This window comes from Antrihabitans stalactiti (genome assembly GCF_012932915.1).
GTDB classification, from domain to species: domain Bacteria; phylum Actinomycetota; class Actinomycetes; order Mycobacteriales; family Mycobacteriaceae; genus Antrihabitans; species Antrihabitans stalactiti.
Map to the genome: position 1 here is coordinate 65,077 of NZ_VCQU01000011.1, position 22,780 is coordinate 87,856.

Genomic DNA, 22,780 nt, shown 5'->3' on the forward strand with positions numbered 1-22,780 from the left:
CATGCACGTCCGCGACTTCTACGTCCTGCAGCGCATTACCCTGCTGGTGAATCGGTACGAGATCAATGCCGCCAATCCGGACGGCAGCTTTGGGGAGCTCCTCGCTTTCGCCGAGCAGAAGCGCTTCAAGATGAAAGAAGAAGTGCAGTTCTTCACCGATGACAGCAAGTCGCAACTCGCCTTCACTTTCAAAGCCAGGCAACGTCTGGACCTGCATGCCGAGCACGATGTGCTCGATGCGTCGGGCCAGCCGCTTGGCTGGTTCAAGAAGGATTTCGGCTCGAGCCTTTTCCGCTCGACCTGGCTCATGGCCGGACCAGGCTATGAGGCGAAGGGCCAAGAGCGACGCCCAGTGATCGCTGTCCTGCGTCGGGTCTGGGACTACATTCCCTACCTCAGCGACTTTTGGGTGCCGTTCATCTTCCACTTCGACTTCGTCGACACAGCGACGGGGAAAGAAGCGATGGTCAGCGAGCGAATCAAGACCATTCGGGATGCGTACGCCATCCGCGTGAGCGATCCGCGAATCGACTTCCGCGTGGCTGCATCCATGGCAGTCGCGCTCGACGCTTTCCAAGGTCGCTGATCGGCAACGGCCGGTTCGCCCCGAGTCCGTCGGGTGATCTGCACATCGGCAACCTACGGACCGCATTGTTGGCGTGGCTGTTCGCACGGTCCACGGGGCGCGGCTTCGTACTCCGGATCGATGATCTGGACCGAGTCCGTCCCGGGGCCGCGCAACGGCAGATCGCCGACCTCGCTGCGATCGGGCTCGACTGGGACGGTCCAGTGGTCCGCCAAACCGAGCGGTCCGGGGTGTACGACGCAGCGATCGAGCGGCTGATCAACGCTGGCCTGACCTACGAATGTTATTGCACAAGAAGGGAAATCCAGCAGGCAGCGTCGGCTCCGCATGCGCCACAAGGTGCATATCCGGGGACGTGTCGTGGCCTTACCGACAGCGAGCGAACCGCAAAGCGAGCCGCGGGTCGACCGCCTGCGCTGCGGCTTCGTGCTGCGGTCCGGGAGTTCACGATCGTCGACGAGTTGCACGGGCGGTTCACCGGCCTCGTCGACGACCTGGTGCTACGCCGGGGCGACGGCACCACCGCCTACAACCTCGCGGTCGTCGTCGACGACGCCGACCAGCGCGTAGACCAAGTGGTCCGAGGTGACGACCTGCTCTCCTCGACGCCGCGGCAGGCCTACCTCGCCGAGGTCCTCGACCTGCCGATTCCCACCTACGCGCATGTTCCGTTGGCGCTCAACGAAACAGGTCAGCGCCTGGCAAAACGGGACGGTCCGGTGACGCTGTCGGAGCTGATCGCCGGCGGGCAGACGGCAGGTCAGGTGTTGGAAACGATCGCGGCGTCGTTGGGCCTGGTCGGCACTACGTCGCACGCAATGCTGGACACGTTCGATCCGCGCCGGCTACCGACCACGCCGTGGGTGGTCAGTACGTAGCGACGCCGAGCGAGTTGTAATTGATGCTCCCGATCGCTGCGGCGAAGAAGATGATCACGATGGCCGCAAGCAGAATGTCGATGCCGCCGATGACAATTCCGCCGATCGCCAGGCCACGGCCGTCTTGGCCGGTCTGCTTGATCTGATTCAGCGCGACGACACCGAGAATCACGGCAACGATGCCCGCCAGTCCGAGAACTCCGCAGAACAGAGACAGGGGAAGCGCTGCGATACCGACGCACAATGACGCGATAGCCATGCCGTTCTGGCCTGCCGGTCGCGGAAAATCGCCGTAGCCCTGCGGGTACGCGGGCGGCGGGTAGCCACCCTGACCTTGATACGGCTGCTGACCGTACGGCTGCTGCGGCGGCGGGCCTGGGTACGGCGGGATGGGCGGTCCGGGCGTCTCGTAGCGCAACGTCTGCTCGTACGGTCCGGGCGGCGGTGGAATGTCGTCGAACTGTGGCCGGGACCCGGGCGGGGGTGCGTCCGCCGGGACGTTGTCGTTCGACTGAGCGTCGTTGTCGCCCTTACGTAACCAGTCGCCCGACCCAGAATTCGTCATGCCGATGAGCGTAAGGTACCGGCCGCGTACATGCGAGACAGTTCGGGCTGATTGGATATTGGCCGTGACCGAGTCGAAATCGCAGGACCGAGATGCCGAGCATGCAGCGTTCGCCCACGTCAGCAGGGGGTACTACCCCATCATCGTGGCGCTGTTCACCGCGACGCTGATCATCTCGAATGTGTGCGCCGCCAAATGGGTGGTGTTCCTGGGCAACTTCGACGTCTCCGTCGGTCCGCTGCAAATTCTGCCGATCAATACCGACGGCGCGTTCTTCCTGTTCCCACTCGCCTACATCCTCGGCGACGTGCTGAGCGAGGTCTACGGATTCCGGGCGACCAGTCGCGCCATCTACATCGGCTTCGGGGCACTCATCCTCGGCGCCTTCTGTTTCTGGATCGCGACCGAACTGCCCTCGGCGGACCCTGTCCGGCAGCACGATTTCCAATCGATCGTCGGTGTGGTCCCCCGACTGGTCCTTGCCGGCGTCGTCGCATTCCTCGTAGGTCAGATCCTCAATTCCTACGTCTTGGTTCTCATCAAGGAAAAAACCAAGGAAAAGCACCTGTGGGCGCGGCTGATCGGTTCGACCATCGTCGGCGAATTCGCAGACACGTTGATCTTCTGCTCGATCGCGGCAGGCGCCATCGGTATCAACACCTGGCGCGACTTCATAAACTACGTGCTCGTCGGGTTCCTGTGGAAGACGCTCGTCGAGGTGGTCGTGATGCCGTTCACCTACCAGGCGATCGCGATCATCAAGAAGCGCGAGCCTACCTACGGTGCGTCAGGACTTGTAGAAAGTCGCTAGCGTCTGCGCCTTCAAGTCGTCGAAATAGCCGCCGTCGATGCTGTCGCGAATTCGATCGACAAGCGCAATCGTGAAGCGCTCGTTGTGAATCGTGCACAGCGTCGACGCCAGCATCTCCTTCGCCTTGAACAGGTGATGAAGGTAGGCGCGGGTGTAATGCGTGCAGGTGTAGCAGTCGCATTCGTCGTCGATCGGCGTGAAATCGCGACGGAACCGGCTGGTGTCGATGTTGAAGCGCCCGGTCGGTGCGTAGATCGCAGCGTTGCGGGCGACGCGTGACGGGTTGACGCAGTCGAAGGTGTCTGCGCCGTTCGCGATAGCGACGAACAGGTCGTCGGGTTCGCTGATACCCAGCATGTGCCGTGGCTTGTGCGCTGGAAGTTCGTCGCTGCACCAGCCGACGATCGTGCCCAGATTGTGTTTCTCCAGCGCTCCCCCGATGCCGAAGCCGTCGAAGTCCAACGCCGCCAACCCTTTGCTGGCCTGCCGGCGCAGGTCTTCGTATTGCGCGCCCTGCACCACACCGAAGAGTGCTTGATACGGCTTGGTCGCGCGCTCAGCGGTCAGTCGTTGGTGCTCGGCGACGCACCGAGCAGCCCACGCCTGCGTCCGGTCGACCGACTTCTCCTGGTAGGTACGGGTGTTGAGCAGGGTGGTGAGCTCGTCGAACGCGAAGATGATGTCGGCACCGATTCGGTGCTGGATCTGCATCGAGATCTCCGGCGTGAATCGGTGTGTCGACCCGTCGAGGTGAGACTTGAAGGTCACACCGTCGTCGTCGACCACGGCAAGACGTTCTTTGCCTTTGGCGATGACATCGTCGGACCGTACGCCGACTGCTTCCATCGCCAGGACCTTCTTGAACCCGACACCCAGCGACATCACTTGGAAGCCACCACTGTCGGTGAACGTCGGTCCGTGCCAGTTCATGAACTTCGACAGTCCGCCGGCTTCGTCGATGATGTCGGACCCGGGCTGGAGGTACAGGTGATACGCATTTGCCAGAACCGCCTGGGCGCCATGAGCTTTCACCATTTCGGGCAGCACGGCCTTGACAGTGGCCTTGGTACCTACCGGAACGAACGCCGGGGTGGCGATGTCGCCGTGCGGGGTTGTCACCAGACCTGTTCGACCGTGCTTGCCTGGCAGTTCGGTGCGCACCTCGAACCCGAACTGTGCGCGCTTTTCACCCATGGAGGGGTCAGACTCGCGCACGGTTAGGCTTCAGCGCCGACGAATTGGCTGTTGTAGAGCCTGCTGTATGCGCCGTTGGACGCCAGCAGTCGATCGTGCGTGCCTTGCTCGACGATGCGACCGTGCTCCATGACGACGATGAGATCGGCGTCGCGGATGGTCGAGAGCCGGTGGGCGATGACGAAACTGGTCCGGTCGCTGCGGAGCGCGGCGGTCGCGTGCTGGACCAACGTCTCGGTCCGAGTGTCGACCGAACTGGTCGCTTCGTCGAGGATGAGGATCGACGGCTTCGCCAGGAACGCTCGGGCAATGGTGATCAACTGCTTCTCGCCCGCACTGACCCCGCCGCCCTCTTCATCGATCATCGTGTCGTAGCCGTCGGGCAGCGAGTGCGCGAAGCGATCGACGTAGGCAGCCCTGGCGGCATCGAAGATCTCGTCATCGGTCGCGTTCGGATTTCCGTACGCGATGTTCTCCTTGATGGTCCCGCCGAAAAGCCAAGTGTCCTGCAGCACCATTCCGATTCGCGCGCGCAGATGGTCGCGACTCATCGTCGAAATATCGACGCCGTCCACCGTGATGCGACCGGCGCCCACCTCGTAGAACCGCATGATCAAGTTGACGAGCGTCGTCTTTCCCGCCCCCGTCGGACCGACGATCGCAACAACCTGACCAGGCTCGGCAATCAACGACAGGTGTTCGATCAGCGGGACGTCTGGGTCGTAGCTGAACGAGACGTTCTGGAACTCGACGCGACCGCGATCGACCGGCGGCGGCTCTTCTTCCGTCGGGTCCGGAATCTGCTCCTCGGCATCGAGGATCTCGAAGATGCGCTCGGCCGATGCGACGCCGGACTGCAGCAGGTTCACCATCGCGCCGATCTGGGTGAGCGGCTGCGTGAACGAACGCGAGTACTGAATGAACGCCTGGACCTCGCCCAGGCTCAGCGAACCGGACGCGACCCGAAGCCCGCCGACGACCGCGATGAGCACGTAATTCAGGTTTCCGAGAAACATGATCGCAGGCATGATCAGCCCGGAAATGAACTGCGCACGGAAGCTCGCCTGGAACAGTGCTTCGTTCTTTTCGTCGAAAACCTGCTCCACCTCCTTGCTACGACCGAACGCTTTCACCAGTTCGTGGCCGGTGTAGGCCTCCTCGACCTGCGCGTTGACTTCGCCGGTGTACTTCCACTGGTTCACGAAGTGTGGCTTCGACCGTTTCGCGATCTGCGCGGTCACCCAGATCGCCGCGGGCACGGTCAGGAATGCGATCACCGACAGCAGCGGCGAGATCCAGAGCATCATGCCCAAGATGCCGAGGACCGACAGCACCGACATCAACAGTTGGCTCATCGTCTGCTGCAGGCTCGTCGACACGTTGTCGACGTCGTTGGTCACGCGGCTCAGCAAGTCGCCGCGAGGTGCCTTGTCGAAATAGCTCAGCGGCAACCGGTGGATCTTGTCTTCGATGTCTCGGCGCAGACGCTTCACGCTGCGCTGAATCACGACATTGAGCAGTGCACCCTGCATCCACTGGAAGACCGAGGCACCGATGTAGAGCGCGAGGACCAGCAGCAACACCCGGCCCACGGCACCGAAATCAACGCCCACCCCAGGAACGACGGCCATCCCCGAGAGCATGTCGGCGACCTTGTCGTTGCCGCTGGCTCGAAGCGCCTCGATCGCTTGATCCTTCGTCAGCCCGGGCTGGAGCTGCTTGCCGACGACGCCGTCGAAGATGATGTTCGTCGCGCGGCCGAGCAGGTTCGGTCCGAGCGTCGTCAGCACCACGCTGGTGATCGCCAACGCGACGATCGCCATGATCGATGCCCGCTCGGGTGCCAGTCTGTTCAGGAGCCGCTGCAGCGAGGGACCGAAGGATTTGGGCTTTGTCCCCGGCGCGCCCGGTATCGCGGCGGCCATCCCGGGGCGCGTCATGTCCGGTCTCGTTTCTCGAAGCGTGGTGCGCCGGCTGCGGCCATCTGAGAGTCGACGATTTCTGCGTACTCAGGGCACTCGGCCAGCAGTTTCTCGTGGCGGCCTATCGCGATGATCTCGCCGTCGTCGAGCACGATGATGCGGTCGGCATCGACGATCGTCGACACCCGTTGCGCCACAATGATGACCGTCGCCTGCTCGGTGACCGGGCGCAGCGCTTCCCGCAGGCGGGCGTCAGTGGCGAGGTCCAGCGCCGAGAACGAATCGTCGAACAGATAGATGTTCGGCTTCTTCACAAGTGCGCGCGCGATGGCCAAGCGCTGGCGCTGGCCGCCGGAAACCGTCGTGCCGCCCTGGGCGACCGGCGTATCCAATCCTTGGGGCATCTCGCGGACGAAGTCTGCGGCCTGCGCGATTTCCAGACATCGCCACAATTCGTCGTCGGTGGCATCGGGATTGCCGTAGCGCAGGTTGCTGGCGACGGTCCCAGAGAACAGGTACGGCTTCTGCGGAACGAGTCCGATCTGGCTGCGCAGCAGGTCAGGGTCGAGGTTGCGGACGTCGGTGTCGCCGACGTAGACGACGCCGTCGGTCACGTCGATGAGCCGCGGAATGAGGTTGAGCAGCGTCGACTTGCCGGAACCGGTGGCCCCTACGATGGCCGTCGTCTCGCCTGGTTCGGCTCGGAAGCTGATCGACTTGAGGACCGGCTCCTCCGCGCCGGGGAACGCGTATTCGGCGAACGAGAATTCCACGAAGCCGGGGTGAGCGTGGAACGGTTCGGGATGACGCGGCGGCTCGACAGTCGACTCGGTATCGAGCACCTCGACGATTCGCTCGGCACACACCGATGCGCGCGGCACCAGCATCGCCATGAACGACGCCATCATCACCGACATCAAGATCTGCATGATGTAGCTCAGCAAGGCCGTCAGCGACCCGATCTGCATCGAGCCGTCGTCGATTTCGTGGCCACCGAACCAGATGACGGCGACGCTGGTCACGTTGCTGATCAGCATGACCGTCGGGAACATCAGCGCCAGCAGCCTGCCGACTCCCAACGCAGCTTCCGTAAGTTCGGTGTTGGCAACGCCGAATCGCCACATCTCGTTGCGTTCGCGGACGAAGGCCCGAATGACTCTGATGCCCGTGATCTGTTCCCGTAGAACTCGATTGACCGCGTCGATCTTGACCTGCATCGACCTGAACAACGGCACCATCTTGGCGATGATGACGCCCATGGACAGGCCGAGCGCGGGCACGGCGAGCACCAGAATCCACGACAGGCCGAGGTCTTGACGAAGGGCCATGATGACGCCGCCGACGCACATGATCGGCGCCATCACCATGATCGTCGCGCTCATGACGATCAGCAGCTGGACCTGCTGAACGTCGTTGGTATTGCGCGTGATCAGTGACGGCGCACCGAAACTACCCACTTCGCGCGCGGAGAACGTGCCGACTCGGTGCAGGATCGCGCCGCGAATATCTCGCCCCGCGGCCATCGCGGCTTTCGCACCGAGATAGACCGACCCCACCGAGCACGCGATCTGCAGGCCGGTGACCAGGAACATCGTCAGACCGGTCGACCAGATGTACCCGATATCGCCCTTGACCACGCCGTTGTCGATGATGTCGGCGTTGAGGCTCGGCAGGTACAGCGATGCGATGACCGAAATCAACTGCAAGACAACGACCCCCACCAACTGCTGTCGGTAGGGGTAGAGGTAGGTGCGAAGCAATCGAATCAACATCTTGATCGAAGGCTACCGGTCCTTTGTAGCGCCGCGCACAGTTGCGCCTCCTTGTGTCCGGTTCCGGCTCTAAGGTGTTCGGGTGGGTCCGACATGGGGGGAAGCTGCGCACACGATCGGTCTGCACGGCCTTTTCGTCGGTCTCGGAGTTGCTGTAGCTGCGGCAGTTTTCGCCGCCGAGGCACGCCGACGTGGGGCAATGCACGAACAGTCGCTGGTCGCGGTGACGGGCGCGCTGGTCGGCGGCGCGATCGGTATGCGACTGTCCGGCGTGACGCCGCATATAGACCCGGAACGCAACCCCGATTTTGCGCAGGCGTGGGCGTTCGGTTCGCACAGCATCCTCGGCGGTCTGGTCGGCGCGTACGTCGGTGTGCTGGTCGCGAAGCGGATCATCGGCTACAAGACCAAGACCGGCGACCTGTTCGCTCCCGCAGTCGCAGCCGGCATGGCAGTCGGCAGGATCGGTTGCTTCCTGACCGAGGCGCCCGGGCGGCCGACCAGCTTGCCGTGGGGCATTCACGCACCGGCAAGTCGACCGGAATGCCCTGGCTGCCTTGCCGGCGTCGCGATGCATCCGTCGTTTCTCTACGAAATCGCTTTCCAGGCGACCGCTTTCGCAGTTCTGTTGTGGTTGCGGCCGCGCATCAGCCAGCCCGGCGAACTGTTCACGCTGTACGTGTCGGCCTACGCGGTGTTCCGATTCTTCGTGGAATTCACCAGGGCCAACGACACGGTGTGGCTGGATCTGACCCGGCCGCAATGGTTTCTGCTGCCCGGGCTCGTCCTGGTCGGCTGGCGCCTGCACCGCGGTTATCGCAGGGGCTACTACGACGACATATTCCACCGACACAAGGTTGCTACGTGACCACTCCTCCCCAGCCGCCGCCGGACGACGCAGAGCCGTGGCCGTATCCACAGCAGCCGCCACCACCGCAGGGTTACCCCGCCTATCCGCCGCCGCAGTATCCGGTTTATCCGCCGGGGTATCCGCCGCCGCGGCGCAACAATGACGGCGGAATCGTCATCGGCTTCGTGTTCGTCGGCATCACGGTGTCGGTGGTCCTCAACATCCTTGTGATGATTGCGGCGCTGTCGATCGTCGGGGCGGATTCGAACGTCGGCAATGACGGCACCCAATTTCTGTGGATCTCCGGTGTGCTGAGCGTCGTGGTCGCGTTCGGTGGTGGCGGCGGTTTGATCGCGTTCAAGAAGCCCTGGACCAAAGGGATGGGGATCGGGCTGATGATCGGCTGGGCGTTGATGTCGATACTCGTCGGCTTCTGCGTCTCGATTCTCCAAGGCAGCCTCGGGTGACCGGCAAACCCCTGCGCGGCGACCGAATCCTGCGCTACGTCAATGCTTTCTGTCCGCTGTGCCACGACGAGGATCCCTGGCGCCCATTGACCGACGTCGCTCGGCTGTCCGGTTGGCTGGCCGCGCGCGACGACCGCGTCTGGCTCGAACGTGCTTGCCGCACGCACGGATTGGTTCGCACGCTCTACGACGAGGATCCGGAAATCCTTGCCTACCTCGAAGAGTGGACCGCGCCGACCAAACAGCACACCCCGGACGTCGCCGGAAACTTCGATCCGATTCCGTCGGCCTACCTACGCGGTCTACCGGAGATGCAGACCCAGCACACGTGCATTCTGTTGGCCGATATCGCCGAGGCCTGCAACCTGCGCTGCCCGACCTGTTTCACCGACTCGTCCCCTGACCTGAACGGGATCGTCCCGGTCGCCGACATCCTTGCCAACATCGACCAGCGGCTCGAACGCGAAGACGGCAAGCTCGACGTCGTCATGCTCAGCGGCGGCGAACCGACGTTGCACCCACAGCTGCCGGAACTGCTGTACGAGCTGACGAGTCGGCCGATCACCCGGATCTTGATCAACAGCAACGGTCTGCTGATCGCGCGCGACGACGACCTGCTCGACCTGCTGACCGAGCATCGGGAGCGCGTCGAGGTCTACCTCCAATTCGATGGGCTGTCGGCGGAAGCGTCGCGGCATCACCGCGGCGGGGACCTGCGGAAACAGAAGGCCCTCGCCGTCGAACGGCTCTCCGAGCGCGCAATTTTCACGACCCTCGTGATGACCGCGGCGCTCGGCGTCAACGATGGCGAGATCGGCGACGTCGTCAAGCTCGCCCTGGCAACGCCCTACATCAGCGGAGTATCGCTGCAGCCGCAGTTCGGGTCGGGCCGGTCCGGGGCGATCGATCCGGTGAACAGGCTCACCCACACCGGCGTCTTGAAGCGGCTCGGTCCGCAGACCGACGGCCTGGTGACCTGGCGCGACCTGACCGCGCTGCCGTGCTCGCACCCGCATTGCTGCTCGGTCGGGTACATGATTCGCGACGACTCAGAGCAGTGGCGGTCGCTCACCGCGCTGATCGGTCACGACCGGCTGAAAGAGAACCTCGGTCTGGTGTCGAACCGGATCGCCGACCAGGAAGTCCCGCGCGAACTACGGCTTGCGGTGCAAGAATCGCTGCTCGGATTGCTGTCGGAACAGTCGTCGCTGTCGCATCCGCAGATGGGTGAAGTATGGCGAAACATTTGTGAGAACTGCGATCTCGGCCTGTCCACGCTGCTGACCTTGGCGTCGTCGGGTTTGCCTGGTCGTCGGCGGCGTTTGCGTCGGATGCTCGGCGAACGCGTCGTCCGCATCACCGTCAAGCCGTTCATGGACATGTCGACGATGCTCGAGGAACGCCTCACCCAATGCTGTGTGCACGTGAGCACGCGTTCCGAGCAGGATCAGTGCGCGCCATTCTGTGCGGTCCAGGCCTGGGTGCCGTTGGGTCGTCAGCGCCTCTCGGCTGCCGCGAAAGTGCAGCTCCTGTGACCCCACCAGGTCGTGAGTCTTTTAGGAGTCCAGGGACTCCTAAAAGACTCACGAGGGGTGAGGAGCCGTACGACCCCCTGCGGCTGTGTGTTTACGCGACGGTCGCGGTCCTTGCCTGGCTGCTCGGTCCGTGGGCGGTCCTGGGTTTCGCGATCCTGGGACTGGTGGGCTACATCCGGGCACGGCAAGCGGGTCTGCTGCAGAGCAAATGCAAACTGCGAGATACCCGACTGGTGATCGGGTATCTCGCAGTTATCGCTGTGGCCGCGTTGGCAGCCATCGTCTGGCGACTGTGGTCCTGGGCTAGCTGACCGGGACCAGTTCCTTCTTCTCGAGGTCGACCGGAGCGGACTCCAGCTTCTGGCCTTCGATATCGACATTCGGCAGGATGCGATCTAGCCATGCGGGCAGCCACCACGCCTTGTCGCCGAGCAGTGCCATCACGGACGGGATGATCACCATCCGGACCACGAAGGCGTCGAAGAAGACGGCCGCGGCGAGGGCGAAGCCCATTGCCTTGATGAAGGAATCCGGCTCAGCCATGAAGGCTGCGAACACCGACATCATGATGATGGCCGCTGCAGTGACCACTCGAGCGCCGTGGTTGAAGCCTGCGACGACTGCTTCCTTCGCGGTGGCGCCCTTCATGTATTCCTCACGCATCCGGCTGACCAGGAACACCTGGTAGTCCATTGCGAGACCGAACACCACACCGATCAGGAAGATCGGCATGAAGCTGACGATCGGCTGCGGGTTCGAGATGATGCCGAGCCAGCCTTCCTGGAAGATCGCGACCGTTGCGCCGAAGGTTGCGACAACGCTGAGCAGGAAGCCCAAGGTTGCGGTCAGCGGCACGAGGATCGAGCGGAAGACGAGCATCAGCAGCACGAACGCCAGCCCGACCACGACGGCGAGGTACGGAATCAGGGCGCTCTGCAGGCGGTCGGACACATCGTTCTCGAGTGCGGTCTGGCCGGTGACGCCGTAGCTGACACCGATCTTCGAGTTCAGCCCGGACTCGGCGTCGCGCAGATTCTGGACGAGGTCCTTTGTGCTGTCGCTGCTCGGTGAACTCTTGGGCGTCACGAGGACCTGTGCGGTATCGCCGGCCTGGTTGACAGCGACGATCTGCGCGTTCGCAACATCGCTCTGCGCGTCGATCGTGGACAGCACCTGACCAAAGGCATCCTGCGGACCGACCGAAGAGTTCTTCGCATCGACGATCACCATCAACGGACCGTTCTTGCCTGGACCGAAGCTGTTGTTGACCAGGTCGTAGGCCTTGCGAGCGCTGGTCGCCGGATCGGCGGTGCCCTGGTTCGGGAGTGACAGCGCCAGGCTCGTCGCTGGGATCGCCAGCAGCCCGAGCAACAGCACGCCGGCGATGAGCGGCACTGCGGGCACCCGAGTCACGAAGGTCGCGAAGCGAACCGCTCGGGTCGGCTTGGTCGAATCGCCTTCGGCATCCCGTGACTTCAAGAAAGGCACCTTGCCTGCGAAGGCCTTCGTGCCGAACAAGCCGAGGATCGCGGGCAACAGGGTCAGCGCGATCAGCACCGCGATCAGCACCGTAAACGCTGCGGCAGCACCCATGTCCGAGAGGAACGGAATGCCGACGACTCGCAATGCGACGAGTGCGATGATGACCGTCAAGCCTGCGAACACCACGGCCGAACCGGCGGTTCCCACTGCTCGACCTGCAGCTTCTGCCCGGTCGTCGGTGTTTTCGAGTTCATGTCGGTAGCGCGACACGATGAACAGCGAGTAGTCGATCGCAACAGCCAGACCGATCATGATGGCGAGAGTCGGGGTCATGGACGACAGGTCCATGAATCCGGTGGCGATGGTGATGCCCATGCTGCCGATGGCGATGCCGACGATCGCGGTGATGAGCGGAAGACCCGCTGCGACGAGCGAACCGAAGGTGATCATCAGAACCACAGCCGCAACGCCGATGCCGACCAGTTCGGTGGCACCGCCCGGTGGCGATTGGGTCGAAGCTGCGTTGCCACTGACCTCGACGGTGAGGCCCGCGTCGCGTCCAACCTGGGCGGCGTTGTCGATCGCGCTGCGTAGTTCGTCATCCACGTCTCCCTGGCCACCGTTGAACGGGACCGTGACGTAGCCGACGGACTGGTCAGGACTCAGCGGTTCGAGTGCCTTCGCGTTCGCCACCGCTTGGTCGACCGATGTGCCTTTGCTCTCGGCCTGCTTGACCATGCCGTCGGTCATATTGCGCGCCGCGACGACCGGATTGACGATTGCCTGGTCCCCTGCCTTCGCCGCGTCCTTGACCTGCGGAATCTCGCGGATCTTCGCGATGACGGCATCCATCGCAGCCTGGTTCTGCTGCGATTCGAGCGTCTGCCCGGCCGGAGCGGCGAAGACGTAGCGCGCACTCAACGAGTTGAACGGGTCGTCGGCCTGGGCAGCCGGGAATCGTTCGGCCATGAGGTCCTGCGCCTTCTGCGCAGGCGTTCCCGGAATCGAGAACGACTCACTGGTCGGGCCGGAGAGCGTCGCCGCGCCGATTCCGGCGAGGACCAGCGCCGCGAGCCAGAGCGACAACACGATCGCTTTTTTTCGGTAAGCGAACTTACCGATTCGATACAAATAGGTAGCCACGATGTACTCCTGGTGGGGGTGGTTCGAGCAGTTCTCAGTTGGGTTGCGGCAGGCCGCGACGAATGAGCGCGAGCGCTTCGGTCATGAGTTGAGCTGGGGTTCTGCCCTGTGCGTTCTCGCTGATGGACAGTTCGAGCACCGTCTTCACGGCGCCGCCGATGGCTACCTGAAGGAGGTTGGGATAGAGATCGGAATCGATGTCGGTGCCGGTCCGTTCCGCAAGCGCCTCGCCGAACAGCCGAGACACGTTGTTGTGCATCTGCATCGTCTTGACCATGAGTGCAGGCGACTCTTCGATGAGCCGAGGTAGGGCACACATCTCTTCGATGTCGCGGGTCGTATCGGACACATATGCGACGGCCAACCGTTCGAGCGAGTCCCAGATCGACTCATCCTCCGGGCAGGCGCGAAGTGCATCGACCCACTCCTGGACGGACGCTTCCGCTTGGTAGAGGATTGCGTCCTCCTTCGAAGCGAAGTAGTTGTGGAAGGTGCGCGTTGAAACATCGGCTTCGGCGGCGATGGCCTCCGCGGTCACCCCATCCAGACCGTGCACGCGCGAGAGCCGGACGGCGGCCGCACTGAGCGCAGCGCGGGTCGCAGCCTTTTTTCGGTCTCGGAGTCCGGTTGAACTGGTCATGCGTTCAACCATACGGAACTTGCAGAGCCGTGCAAGTTTGCAGAGATATGCAATGTGAGTGTGTTTGGTTACACAACGGAGCAAGCTGTGACGGCAGTCACGCAACACAGGGAGGTCCGAACGTGAGTGTCAACGTGCGCACCGCACGGCTGCGGCAGCGGGTGCGCAGACAGATCAAGGCCGTCAGAACGCGAGAACCCGTCGCTACAGCACACGACGCCATCGGTCCACAGCCACCCGACGACGCGACCGTCAACTTCGTACTCGACGTGTCCTTGCGCCTGGGTGAGGTCCAAATGTCCAGTGGCGCAGGTGCATCCGACGTCACGGCCACGATCATCGCGCTCACCACCGCGCTCGGACTCCCGCAATGCGAGGTCGACGTCATCTTCACGTCGATCACCGTCACGTGCCACCGCGGCACGACGATGGCGCCGGTCACCGCGCTGCGCGTCGTCCGATCCCGAAGCCTCGACTACACCCGGTTGACCGCTGCGGAGATCCTGGTTCACAAGATCGTCCGAGGGAACATCGACGCCAAGGCCGCCCACCTCGAACTCCAGGCCATGACTAGCGCGCCGCACCCCTACCCCCGCTGGGTTGCCACGCTTGCGTGGGGCGGCCTCGCCGCGTTCATCACCATGATCCTCGGCGGCGGCTTCGATATCGCGATCGTCGCCATGGTCATCAGCGCCGTCGTCGACCGCGTCGGTCGTAGGCTCAACCGCTACCAGTTGCCGTTCTTCTACCAGCAGATAGTGGGTGGACTGGTCGCGACGCTGTCGGCGATGGCCGTGGTGAGCAGCAATCTCCTTACGACGGACAAACCCACGCTGCTGGTCGCCGCTGCGATCACCGTGCTGCTCTCCGGGCTTTCGACAGTCTCGGCGGTGCAGGATGCGATCACCGGCTACAACGTGACCGCCGCCGGTCGCATCGTCGAAACGATCCTGATGAGCGCCGGTTTGATTGCGGGCGTGGTTTTGGCGCTCAAGATTGCGGTCCTACTGGGGCTGCCGCGGACGCCGTTGCCCGAGGTCGTCGGCACAACGCCGCAACGGCTGCCGCTGATCGTCCTGGGCAGCATCGGCGCAGCGGCGTGTTTCGCACTCGCGTCGTACTCGACCTTTCGCGGCATGGCGGTCGCCGGAGCAGCCGGCGGAATCGGCGGCGCGGTCTACGGCGGACTCATGTTGACCGACATCGGCGCGGTCGGGGCCTCGGCCTTCGCGGCAGCGCTCGTCGGATTCTGCGGCGGCGTCCTCGCCCGCAGGCTCAAAGTGACACCGCTCGTCGTCGCCGTATCCGGCATCACTCCACTGCTACCCGGCCTGTCTACCTATCGCGGTCTCTATCAACTCGGCGTCGAGCGCAGCGGCGATATCTCGACCATCATGTCCGCCATCGGAATCGGCTTGGCGCTCGCGGCAGGTGTCGTACTCGGCGAATTCCTGGCCCAGCCGGTCCGTACCGGGCTCGGCAGACTCGAACGGAAGCTCTCCGGTCCGCGCATGGCCGGACCGCTCGAACCGGCCGATCGACGCCTGGATTAGCGGCGACGCCATGCTCCCGGGTCCGCAGTGAGGTCGGCAATGAATTCCGGCAACTCATTACGCGCGACGTCGTCGATACTCACCTTTTCGAGCACGGCACGCAGATTGACGCGTACAGCGATCCACACCTGCTGCAACGGCTCGGCATAGCCCGAATATCGAACATCCTCCGGCCGCTGCCCGACGACCGACGCAAGTGGTCCCTCGACCGAGCGAATCACGTCAGCGATGCTGATCTCGGCCGCAGGCTTGGCCAGCCAGTACCCACCGTCCGGACCGCGTCGACTGCACACGAGATCACTACGACGCAGGTCGCCGAGGACCGCTTCGAGGAACTTCGGCGGGATCGCCTGCGCGCTCGCGATTGCCTCGGCCTTCGCGGGTTCGCCGCTGGAATGGGCGAGTTCGAGCAGAACACGCACAGCACAGTCGACTCTTGCCGTGATGTGCACGTATCTCCTTACTCGGGCGAGTGAGCCAATTATGAGTGGTCGGCGCGCAATACCGACATCGCGACGTCGAGCAGCACGCGCTCGACCTCCTCGACGGACGCTTCGGGGACCAGTTCGTTGGAGGTGAGCGCAATACCGAGCACTTCGAGAGTGGCGGCCGCTCGCAACTGCTGCTCGACCGTGGGGTGCGGCCCAGCCAACCAGGTCCGCATCCGTTCGTTGATCCGGAGCACCTCAGGAAAGCGATCGCCGATGGCATTCATGATCGGGATCGCGTCCCGCACGAACAACACACCGGTCTCGCGGTGGCGGACAAGGCTGGCGATGTAGCGACCGAGCATCGGCCGCACGTCGTCCTCAGTGAACGACGTCTCGTCCAGAGCAGTTGCTATCGAGCCGATTTCGTCAAGCACAGGTCCGACGATGGCGACGAGCAAGTCTGCCTTCGATGCATAGTGGTAGTAGAGCGATGCTTTCGTGATGCCCACCTCGTCGGCGACTTCACGCAAGCTCGTCTGGTCGAAACCCTTCGTCGCGATCAGCCGGATCGCGGCGTCGCGGATTGCACTTCGTGTGTCGCGGGCGCGCATATTCCCTCTCCCGCCGGACCCTCGAAATAAGGTTGTTCTACCTACCGTGCGGTAGGTAGTCTACCGAGGGACGGTCGTCCAAACACCTGTTTCGGAGGGGCACAGTGTTTGCAAGCCTGGCAAGATTCGTAGTCCATAATCCGTGGAAGATCATCGCTGCGTGGATCATTGCGGCTATCGCCGTGGTCTCGTTCGCACCCACTCTCGCAGATGTACTCAACCGAGAGCAGCAAGGCTTCCTGCCCGACAAGTACGAATCGGTGCAGGCGGGGAACGTCGCAAAGACGGCGTTCGCCAAGTCCGACGACGCGACCGCGCAGATCGTGGTCACACGCGAGGACGGCGGCGCACTCTCCGACAGCGATCAAGCCAAGGTGCAAGCACTGTCGGACAAGCTGGCGTCAGCCAAGATCGACCGTGTCGTCGCAGCAGCGACCGGCCCGCAGGCGGTGTCGGAGAACAAGAAGGTCCAACTGATCTCGGTCCAACTCCAGGGCCTGCCGGACAAACCAGAAGTATTCGACGCCATCAAAGAGATTCGCAAGGTCGGCACCGAAGACCTGAAGGGCAGCGGAATTCGCATGGCCGTCACCGGCGATGCCGCCCTCGGCGTCGACAACGCGGACGCCTTCGAGAACGCCCTCGTCATCCTGTCGCTCGCGACGATCGTCCTCATCATCACGTTGCTGCTCATCATCTATCGCAGCCCGGTTGCCGCGTTCCTGCCGATCGTCTGCGTTGCCATCGTGTCCTCGATCGCACCCGGCGTGATCGCGCTCGTCGCGAAAGCGACCGGCCTGCAGGTCGACCAATCGCTGCAGATCATCGTGACGATCGTGCTGTTCGGCGTTGGAACCGACTACATCCTCTTCTTGCTGTTCCGTTATCGGGAACTGTTGCGCGAGGGCATGGAATCGAAGGCCGCGCTCGAACTCGCCTTGGAACGCGTCGGTGAAGTCATCGCGTCCGCAGCGGGGGCAATCATCGTCGCGTTCATGGCACTGCTGCTTGCCATCTTCGGTGCGTTCCGGTCGCTCGGGCCAGGTTTGGCGATCGCCGTAGGGATCATGGCCGTTGCCGCACTCACGCTCATCCCGGCCGTCGTCTCGCTGATCGGTCCGAAGGTGTTCTGGCCGTCGAAATCGTGGCAGAACGAGCCCAAGGGAACGAGATTCGCGAAGCTCGGCGATTTGACCGGTCGCAAACCCGCCCTCGTCGCCCTGGTATCCGGCGGGATCATGGTGGTGCTGGCGCTGGGAATGTTCAGCTTCAAGACCGACTACGACCAGGTCGCGCAGCTGCCGAGCGATACCGAATCTGCTCGCGGAATCAAGGACCTCACCCTCGGCTTCCCGGCAGGCGCCCTCAATCCCACCCTGACGTACATCCATTCGACGAACGGTCAGCCGCTGGCGCCCGCCGACGTCCAGCGCGTCGCCCAAGAATTGAAGACAGCACCCGGCGTGGGCGGCGTGATGCCAGGCGCGACAGGCGATCTCGGCACCATTTCGAAGGACGGCAAGACCGCGGTCATCACGTTGCTGCTGAACGCAAGTCCGTATGCCAACGAGGCCCTCGATACCGTCGAGCCGCTCCGCGACAAGGCACACTCGCTGGCACCTGCCGGGACCGAGATCCTCGTAGGTGGCCCGACGCCGGCCTTTGCCGACATCCGGGACGCGAATTCGCGCGACTTGACGGTGATCTTCCCGGTCGCCGGCATCCTGATCGCGATCATCCTGGGTCTACTGCTCCGCAGCGTCGTCGCACCGCTCTACCTGATGGCATCGGTGCTGCTGCTGTTCTTCTCCACGATGGGTGCGACGGCGTTTGCCTTCGTCACGCTCGATGGCCGTGCGGGAGTGAGCTTTTCGCTACCGATCATGTTGTATCTGTTCGTGGTAGCGATCGGTACGGACTACAACATCCTCATGATCGCGAGGCTTCGAGAAGAAGCGCGGCAAGGTCGAGAACCGCGAGACGCGGCACGCTTGGCGATCGCACACGGCGGTCCGTCGGTCGGTGCGGCAGGCATGATCCTCGCAGGCACTTTCGCTTCGATGCTGCTCGCTGGTATCGCCTTCCTCACCGAGATGGGATTCGCTGTCGCACTTGGCATTCTGCTCTCGTCGTTCGTGATGGCGATGTTCCTCGTGCCGTCCATCACCGCGCTGCTCGGTCACAAGGCGTGGTGGCCCGGCCATGGCGATGTCGGTGCTGCGAAGCCGGACGACGAAGTCGACCTGGTGAAGGTGGGCTGATTCAGCCTATGCCGAGAGCTTTGGCGAAGCCGGGCCACGAGTTGTGGATGTCGTCTTCCCAGTAGCCCCACGAGTGCGTGCCGCCCGCGCGGAAGTCGAACGTCGCAGGAATGTTGAGCGCGGCCAGGCGATCGGCTAGATGGTGCGTGCAGGCGTTGGTCGCGGCTTCGATGATGCCGCCGGTCACCGCCTGGTTCGCCAGCATCAACGGACTGTCGAGGAGCCGTGGATTCGCCAGCGTGTCATGGACTCCCGGTAACCCGTTACCGCTGGATAAGTACAAGTACATGCCACGCAGCTTTTCGGCGTTGACGTAGGGATCGGCATTCGTCCATGCGGGGTCGTTGTCCTCGCCCCACATGTTCGCCGCGTCCGCACGTCCACGTCCTTCGACGACCAGTCGGACGAACTGACGGCCGACCGGAGTACTGGTTTCGGCGCAACCGCTGTACGCGCCGACCGCTTTGTAGAGCGTCGGCGCCGCTTGCGCGAGGGCGAGGGCAGCGCCGCCCGCCATCGACACGCCGGCGATCGCATTGGTCCTACTGGTCCCGAGCGCGGCATCGACGATCGGCGGCAGTTCCTTCGTCAGGAAGGTCGTCCACTTCTGTCTGCCGATCGACGGATCATCGCGCTGCCAGTCGGTGTAGTAGCTGAAGGCGCCACCTACCGGGATCACGATGTTGACGTTCTTATCTGCGAAGAACTTGTCGATATCGGTCTGGGTGTACCAGTTCAGCGAGTCGAGACCGCCGCCTGCACCGTTGAGCAAGTACAGGACCGGACGGGGCGCACTGTTATCCGCCGCATGAAAGACCTGCATGTCGATATTGCGGTCCATCGCCGCTGAATGCACCGAGAAGATCGAATGGCGATCATCGACCTTCGTCGTCTTGACCAGCGACGGCGCTGCCGGTTCAGCCTGTACAGGCGCGGCAGCCAGCAGTGGCGCGGCGACGAGTGCCGCAACTGCCAGTATCGCCTTGAACACCCTCATGCCTCTCTATGCAGAACAGTTTCGACGGACCGGTGAGTGCGAATCATGCTGCGGCACAATCGCACACACCGCTGCGGGCCGTCGGATCGAACGAACTAGCTACTTCCGAGAACGAGGCACAAGGGTCCGAGCGCGCACTTCGCCGCCGTTTCGGACTCCGCCTTGCACGGAACGAACTTTCCTTGATAAACGCAGACGGTGTCGATGATGTCTGCACTCGCTGTCCCTGGGCTCATGAAGGCCGCCCCCGCCGCGACCGCAAAACCCGCAATGCCCACTGCGAAAGATCGTTTGAGGCCTGATCTGGACATGATTGCTCCAATTCTGTCTTGCTCTGACAAATACTTCGACGAACCCGGCTCCCGACCAAGACAGAGATTCGCACGCTGGAAAGGCCCGCGCCGCAAAGATTCTGAACCGATTCGCAATGGTGTCGCGTTTGTTACCGATGATGCAGATGTTACGAGTGGGGTTAATGGGGCGAAATCGCTGATGGGAAGCACAAAAGCCCCACGATCCGACCGCGACACACCGAAAGGGCATCAACGGGCACAAAAAAGCTCCCCACCTGCATTACGCAGATGGGGAGCTCTGGCGGTGGCGGAGGGATTTGAACCCTCGGAGGGGGGTTACCCCTCACACGCTTTCGAGGCGTGCTCCTTAGGCCGCTCGGACACGCCACCGCCGCAGACTCTACCGGAACTCGGCAGGACCGCTAAATCGCTCTATGCGCCGCCGCCCGTGGCCTTGTCCTTCAGCTCGTTGGCCGTCTCCTTGGCCTTCTCGATGCCCTCCTTGAGAACGTCCTGAGCCTTGTCTGCAAGTTCCTGCGCCTTGGTTATCGCTCCTTCGAGAGCTTCCTTGGCCTGACCAGCAACGTTTTCCGCGTTTGCCTTTGCGTCGTCTGCAATACCCATGACATCCTCCGTGACGTTTGGCGCACCGGTCGTCCGGCACGGTCACATCGTCGCACTTCACGCCACCGTTGAAAGGAGTTTCTTGCAAGCTCATTTCTAACGCTGGGAGCGAAAGAATTCGTCGAGCAACGCGGCGCATTCGTCGGCGAGCACACCACCCTTGACGTCTGGTCGGTGGTTGAGCCTGCGATCGCGGACCACGTCCCACAGCGAGCCCACCGCGCCCGTTTTCGGCTCCCACGCGCCGAACACCACTCGCGAGATACGAGCCGCCACCAACGCACCCGCACACATCGTGCAGGGCTCGAGCGTCACGGCCAGGGTGAGACCGTCGAGGCGCCAGCCGTCGCCGTACACCTTCGCAGCTTGTCTCAGCGCCAGGATCTCGGCATGAGCCGTCGGGTCGCCGGTTTCCTCACGCGCATTTGCCGCGCGCGCGAGGACCGTTCCGTTCGCGTCGACGACGACAGCCCCGACCGGCACATCGGCCGCACTCGCCGACCGCGCCGCATCGATCGCGGCACGGATCAGCTCTTTGTCATCCAACGACGGTCGTCCGACTACCGGGGGAGCTTGTCGAGCACCGCGGCCAACTCGTTCGCGAAGCCCAATCGGGCCGCGATCATGCCGAGTTGCTCGTCGGGATACAGGTCGGTTTCGGCGACGATCACACTCAACACCGGCTCGGGCAAGCCCAGGTCCGCCAGCACGCTGAGATCGCCTTCCTCCCAGGGCTCCACGTCGTCCAACTCGTCCGGGTCGATGTCCGGAATCTCGACGTTGATCGCGTCGAGGATGTCGGCGGCGATGTCGTAATCGATCGCAGCGGTCGCGTCGGACAGCAGAATTCGCGTGCCAGACGGCGCAGGCCGGAGCACGACGAAGAACTCGTCGTCGACGTCCAAAAGCCCGAAAACAGCTCCTGAGCTGCGTAGTTCACGAAGTTCGGTCTCCGCGGCGGCCAAGCTGGTAAGTGCAGCACCTGTCATCGGTGTGCACTTCCACTTGCCCTCTTCGCGGACGACGGCGACGCCGAACCCCTCGAGATCGTCGAACTCCTCGGGGGTCGCCCTATTCGTACTCGAGCGCTGTGCAGCCATGGCCGCAACGGTAGTCCGCCCAGCCCGGATTGTTGAAGTCGCTACGGCGAATGGGCGAACGACACCCGGCGCGGCGCCGTATGAAAACCTTTGTGGGTGCCTGACGTCCAACCACCCGTGTGTGTCCTCGGCCTCGGATTGATCGGCGGATCGCTGCTGCGTGCCGCCGTTGCGGCTGGTCGCGATGCGTGGGGATACAACCGCTCAGCTGACGCAGTCGACCAAGCCGTCGCCGACGGCTTCGATGCGAGCACCGACCTGGTCGCCGTGCTTCAAAGGGCACGTGCCGCCGACGCGCTCGTCGTCATCGCCGTGCCCATGCCCGCGGTCGACGGCATCTTGGGGATCGTCGCGGAGCACGCGCCTGACTGCGCGCTGACCGACGTCGTCAGTGTGAAGGCGCCGGTGGCCGCAGCGGTCCGTCGGCGTGGGCTCGGCGCGCGGTACGTCGGCGGACACCCGATGGCTGGTACAGCCGAATCAGGCTGGTCAGCCTCCGACGGTGGCTTGTTCCGGGATGCGGTGTGGGTTGTCGGGGTCGACGATCATGCCGACCCTGTCGTATGGGAGCAGGTCGCGCGTGTGGCCCTGGACTGCGGCTCGGTTGTGGTGCCTGCCGAATCCGTCGAGCACGACCAGGCGGTCGCGCGCATCTCCCATCTACCCCACCTACTGGCCGAGGCACTCGCACTGTCTGGTGCGCGCGGCGGCAGTCTTGCGCTCACGTTGGCCGCCGGGTCGTTCCGAGACGGCACTCGCGTTGCCGCCACCGCTCCCCCGCTGGTCCGAGCGATGTGCGAGGCCAACGACCGGGCATTGCTCGAAGCACTCGACGAAACTCTGGCGGTTTTGGAGGCCGCACGGTCGGCGTTGGCACGCGACGGCTCGACTGCCGATCTCGTCGACGCCGGTCATGCGGCGCGCCTTCGCTACGAACGGCACGAAAGATGGGCGATCACCGACCTCGAACCGGGGACTCCAGGCTGGCTCGGTCGCCTTCGCAACGCCGGCCGCAAAGGTGGGGCACTCTTCGAACTGTGAGTGAATTTCACCACTGGAGGGGTG

The 22,780-nt window shown here is 63.4% G+C and carries 23 protein-coding genes and 1 tRNA gene; 10 read left to right on the forward strand and 14 right to left on the reverse strand.

Annotated features, from left to right (window positions below; translation table 11 throughout):
* Position 1: 1 nt before the first annotated feature.
* On the forward strand, positions 2-586 hold the full coding sequence (locus FGL95_RS26075) for an LURP-one-related family protein (RefSeq protein WP_169592884.1): 585 nt from the start codon (positions 2-4) through the stop codon (positions 584-586).
* Positions 586-1,464 (forward strand): tRNA glutamyl-Q(34) synthetase GluQRS, encoded by an 879-nt coding sequence (gluQRS, locus tag FGL95_RS26080; protein WP_169593137.1) that lies wholly within the window; start codon positions 586-588, stop codon positions 1,462-1,464. Before FGL95_RS26075 ends, gluQRS begins: the two co-directional genes overlap by 1 nt.
* On the opposite strand, the gene FGL95_RS26085 is transcribed toward gluQRS, so the two are convergent.
* Positions 1,454-2,029 carry a DUF4190 domain-containing protein gene (locus tag FGL95_RS26085; protein ID WP_169592886.1) on the reverse strand — a complete coding sequence of 192 codons (576 nt, stop codon included), beginning with the start codon at positions 2,027-2,029 and terminating at the stop codon, positions 1,454-1,456. The genes gluQRS and FGL95_RS26085 overlap by 11 nt on opposite strands.
* Before the next feature lie 64 nt (positions 2,030-2,093).
* Between FGL95_RS26085 and FGL95_RS26090 the strand changes: the two genes are divergently transcribed.
* Positions 2,094-2,840, forward strand: a complete 747-nt coding sequence (locus tag FGL95_RS26090) for a queuosine precursor transporter (protein WP_338080027.1) — start codon at positions 2,094-2,096, stop codon at positions 2,838-2,840.
* On the opposite strand, the gene tgt is transcribed toward FGL95_RS26090, so the two are convergent.
* From tgt to FGL95_RS26105, 3 genes are read right to left on the reverse strand one after another with little or no spacing between them, the layout of a single operon-like run.
* Positions 2,817-4,034, reverse strand: coding sequence for a tRNA guanosine(34) transglycosylase Tgt (gene tgt / locus FGL95_RS26095; RefSeq protein WP_169592889.1), 1,218 nt, complete (start codon positions 4,032-4,034; stop codon positions 2,817-2,819). The genes FGL95_RS26090 and tgt overlap by 24 nt on opposite strands.
* 23 nt (positions 4,035-4,057) lie before the next feature.
* Positions 4,058-5,974 (reverse strand): ABC transporter ATP-binding protein, encoded by a 1,917-nt coding sequence (locus FGL95_RS26100; protein WP_169592892.1) that lies wholly within the window; start codon positions 5,972-5,974, stop codon positions 4,058-4,060.
* On the reverse strand, positions 5,971-7,728 hold the full coding sequence (locus FGL95_RS26105; protein ID WP_169592894.1) for an ABC transporter ATP-binding protein: 1,758 nt from the start codon (positions 7,726-7,728) through the stop codon (positions 5,971-5,973). The genes FGL95_RS26100 and FGL95_RS26105 overlap by 4 nt, the downstream gene beginning before the upstream one ends.
* An 82-nt stretch (positions 7,729-7,810) precedes the next feature.
* Here FGL95_RS26105 and FGL95_RS26110 point away from each other — a divergent pair, with 82 nt between their 5' ends.
* From FGL95_RS26110 to FGL95_RS26125, 4 genes are read left to right on the forward strand one after another with little or no spacing between them, the layout of a single operon-like run.
* Positions 7,811-8,596: a prolipoprotein diacylglyceryl transferase gene (locus FGL95_RS26110; RefSeq protein WP_338080028.1), complete on the forward strand. Its 786-nt coding sequence runs from the start codon at positions 7,811-7,813 to the stop codon at positions 8,594-8,596.
* Positions 8,593-9,045, forward strand: a complete 453-nt coding sequence (locus FGL95_RS32065; protein ID WP_206072323.1) for a hypothetical protein — start codon at positions 8,593-8,595, stop codon at positions 9,043-9,045. The genes FGL95_RS26110 and FGL95_RS32065 overlap by 4 nt, the downstream gene beginning before the upstream one ends.
* Positions 9,042-10,580 carry a radical SAM protein gene (locus FGL95_RS26120; protein ID WP_169592897.1) on the forward strand — a complete coding sequence of 513 codons (1,539 nt, stop codon included), beginning with the start codon at positions 9,042-9,044 and terminating at the stop codon, positions 10,578-10,580. Before FGL95_RS32065 ends, FGL95_RS26120 begins: the two co-directional genes overlap by 4 nt.
* The gene (locus FGL95_RS26125) at positions 10,577-10,891 is read left to right on the forward strand and encodes a hypothetical protein (RefSeq protein WP_338080029.1); all 315 of its coding nucleotides are present in this window, start codon (positions 10,577-10,579) and stop codon (positions 10,889-10,891) included. The genes FGL95_RS26120 and FGL95_RS26125 overlap by 4 nt, the downstream gene beginning before the upstream one ends.
* Here the strand turns inward: FGL95_RS26125 and FGL95_RS26130 are convergent.
* Both FGL95_RS26130 and FGL95_RS26135 read right to left on the reverse strand, forming a co-directional pair.
* The gene (locus FGL95_RS26130; RefSeq protein WP_169592899.1) at positions 10,884-13,205 is read right to left on the reverse strand and encodes an MMPL family transporter; all 2,322 of its coding nucleotides are present in this window, start codon (positions 13,203-13,205) and stop codon (positions 10,884-10,886) included. The two genes, FGL95_RS26125 and FGL95_RS26130, sit on opposite strands and share 8 nt — an antisense overlap.
* A 34-nt stretch (positions 13,206-13,239) precedes the next feature.
* Positions 13,240-13,845 carry a TetR/AcrR family transcriptional regulator gene (locus FGL95_RS26135; RefSeq protein WP_169592902.1) on the reverse strand — a complete coding sequence of 202 codons (606 nt, stop codon included), beginning with the start codon at positions 13,843-13,845 and terminating at the stop codon, positions 13,240-13,242.
* A 122-nt stretch (positions 13,846-13,967) separates the two neighbouring features.
* Here FGL95_RS26135 and FGL95_RS26140 point away from each other — a divergent pair, with 122 nt between their 5' ends.
* On the forward strand, positions 13,968-15,398 hold the full coding sequence (locus FGL95_RS26140; RefSeq protein ID WP_338080030.1) for a threonine/serine exporter family protein: 1,431 nt from the start codon (positions 13,968-13,970) through the stop codon (positions 15,396-15,398).
* Here FGL95_RS26140 and FGL95_RS26145 read toward each other — a convergent pair.
* Together FGL95_RS26145 and FGL95_RS26150 are read right to left on the reverse strand one after the other, a co-directional pair.
* Positions 15,395-15,850 carry an Rrf2 family transcriptional regulator gene (locus tag FGL95_RS26145; protein WP_169592908.1) on the reverse strand — a complete coding sequence of 152 codons (456 nt, stop codon included), beginning with the start codon at positions 15,848-15,850 and terminating at the stop codon, positions 15,395-15,397. The genes FGL95_RS26140 and FGL95_RS26145 overlap by 4 nt on opposite strands.
* A 29-nt stretch (positions 15,851-15,879) precedes the next feature.
* Complete coding sequence (locus tag FGL95_RS26150; RefSeq protein WP_169592910.1) at positions 15,880-16,440, reverse strand: TetR/AcrR family transcriptional regulator; 561 nt, start codon at positions 16,438-16,440, stop codon at positions 15,880-15,882.
* Positions 16,441-16,544: 104 nt separating this feature from the next.
* Between FGL95_RS26150 and FGL95_RS26155 the strand changes: the two genes are divergently transcribed.
* Positions 16,545-18,701, forward strand: coding sequence for an MMPL family transporter (locus FGL95_RS26155; RefSeq protein WP_169592913.1), 2,157 nt, complete (start codon positions 16,545-16,547; stop codon positions 18,699-18,701).
* Position 18,702: 1 nt separating this feature from the next.
* Here the strand turns inward: FGL95_RS26155 and FGL95_RS26160 are convergent, their stop codons facing one another.
* The 6 genes from FGL95_RS26160 to FGL95_RS26185 form a co-directional block, all read right to left on the reverse strand.
* Positions 18,703-19,698: an alpha/beta hydrolase gene (locus tag FGL95_RS26160; RefSeq protein ID WP_169592916.1), complete on the reverse strand. Its 996-nt coding sequence runs from the start codon at positions 19,696-19,698 to the stop codon at positions 18,703-18,705.
* Positions 19,699-19,793: 95 nt separating this feature from the next.
* Entirely contained in the window at positions 19,794-20,009 is a 216-nt protein-coding gene (locus tag FGL95_RS26165; protein ID WP_169592918.1) for a hypothetical protein, read from the reverse strand.
* A 281-nt stretch (positions 20,010-20,290) separates the two neighbouring features.
* A tRNA-Ser gene (locus FGL95_RS26170) sits at positions 20,291-20,381 on the reverse strand.
* 42 nt (positions 20,382-20,423) lie between these two features.
* Positions 20,424-20,615, reverse strand: a complete 192-nt coding sequence (locus FGL95_RS26175) for a CsbD family protein (RefSeq protein ID WP_169592921.1) — start codon at positions 20,613-20,615, stop codon at positions 20,424-20,426.
* Positions 20,616-20,711: 96 nt separating this feature from the next.
* Positions 20,712-21,161: a tRNA adenosine(34) deaminase TadA gene (gene tadA, locus FGL95_RS26180; protein WP_169592923.1), complete on the reverse strand. Its 450-nt coding sequence runs from the start codon at positions 21,159-21,161 to the stop codon at positions 20,712-20,714.
* Between the two features lie 14 nt (positions 21,162-21,175).
* Positions 21,176-21,715, reverse strand: coding sequence for a tRNA adenosine deaminase-associated protein (locus FGL95_RS26185; RefSeq protein ID WP_169592926.1), 540 nt, complete (start codon positions 21,713-21,715; stop codon positions 21,176-21,178).
* A 96-nt stretch (positions 21,716-21,811) separates the two neighbouring features.
* On the opposite strand from FGL95_RS26185, the gene FGL95_RS26190 reads away from it, so the two are divergent.
* A complete protein-coding gene (locus tag FGL95_RS26190; RefSeq protein WP_338080031.1) occupies positions 21,812-22,756 on the forward strand; it encodes a prephenate dehydrogenase in 945 nt (314 codons plus the stop codon).
* Positions 22,757-22,780 lie beyond the last annotated feature (24 nt).

Excerpts from the sequence above, each read along its gene's own strand:
- FGL95_RS26135 (WP_169592902.1), bottom strand. The coding sequence starts at position 13,845 with ATGACCAGTTCAACCGGACTCCGAGACCGAAAAAAGGCTGCGACCCGC.
- FGL95_RS26085 (WP_169592886.1), bottom strand. The coding sequence starts at position 2,029 with ATGACGAATTCTGGGTCGGGCGACTGGTTACGTAAGGGCGACAACGAC.
- tgt (WP_169592889.1), bottom strand. The coding sequence starts at position 4,034 with ATGGGTGAAAAGCGCGCACAGTTCGGGTTCGAGGTGCGCACCGAACTG.
- FGL95_RS26160 (WP_169592916.1), bottom strand. The coding sequence starts at position 19,698 with ATGAGGGTGTTCAAGGCGATACTGGCAGTTGCGGCACTCGTCGCCGCG.
- FGL95_RS26165 (WP_169592918.1), bottom strand. The coding sequence starts at position 20,009 with ATGTCCAGATCAGGCCTCAAACGATCTTTCGCAGTGGGCATTGCGGGT.
- FGL95_RS26105 (WP_169592894.1), bottom strand. The coding sequence starts at position 7,728 with ATGTTGATTCGATTGCTTCGCACCTACCTCTACCCCTACCGACAGCAG.
- FGL95_RS26150 (WP_169592910.1), bottom strand. The coding sequence starts at position 16,440 with ATGCGCGCCCGCGACACACGAAGTGCAATCCGCGACGCCGCGATCCGG.
- FGL95_RS26175 (WP_169592921.1), bottom strand. The coding sequence starts at position 20,615 with ATGGGTATTGCAGACGACGCAAAGGCAAACGCGGAAAACGTTGCTGGT.
- FGL95_RS26185 (WP_169592926.1), bottom strand. The coding sequence starts at position 21,715 with ATGGCTGCACAGCGCTCGAGTACGAATAGGGCGACCCCCGAGGAGTTC.
- FGL95_RS26075 (WP_169592884.1), top strand. The coding sequence starts at position 2 with ATGCACGTCCGCGACTTCTACGTCCTGCAGCGCATTACCCTGCTGGTG.
- FGL95_RS26100 (WP_169592892.1), bottom strand. The coding sequence starts at position 5,974 with ATGACGCGCCCCGGGATGGCCGCCGCGATACCGGGCGCGCCGGGGACA.